Origin of the sequence: Rothia sp. HMSC067H10 (assembly GCF_001810635.1) — a bacterium.
Taxonomy (GTDB): Bacteria; Actinomycetota; Actinomycetes; order Actinomycetales; family Micrococcaceae; genus Rothia; species Rothia dentocariosa.
The window spans coordinates 1-470 of the sequence record NZ_KV802314.1 but is presented as its reverse complement, the minus strand read 5'-3'; the positions used below and the strand labels follow the sequence as shown (position 1 = coordinate 470).

General features: G+C 53.2%; 1 pseudogene. It reads right to left on the bottom strand.

What is annotated here, in order from left to right:
• A pseudogene (locus tag HMPREF2756_RS11505) lies at nt 1–254 on the bottom strand (hypothetical protein); the annotation flags it as partial.
• Nucleotides 255–470: the final 216 nt, after the last annotated feature.

Genomic DNA, 470 nt, shown 5'->3' with positions numbered 1-470 from the left:
AAGTTTTTAGCCCACGTGAAATCTCCCGAGGCGCTCTGCCTAATACGAAACTCAGGCCCGAACTCAGGACCCCCAGCAGGACAATACTCTTTCCCGTACCCACCATGAGCTAACCCCGAAACCACAGGCACCTCTAAAAGACGCTGCACCCAATACTTATCCTGCATAAACCGCACCAAAACCTGAGCATCCTCACTATTATTCGGGTCAGCCCAATACCCATAATCCAGCCGGAACGCCACCTGAGAACCCACGTACCGGCACGGTTCTACATGCGGTTTAAACCGATACACCACCCCTGTGGTGTCGGTGAGCTCGAAAAGCCCGTTCTCATCTCCTAATAGGGTGAAATAACTAGAGTCAATCTGCCAGTAGTGCAGTGTAAGTTTCCGTCCCCGGTTCGTGACCCTCATGAGTTTCTCGGGCAGGATTTCCCGGTACGAGACCCTGCACACCCACAAACCCCACAC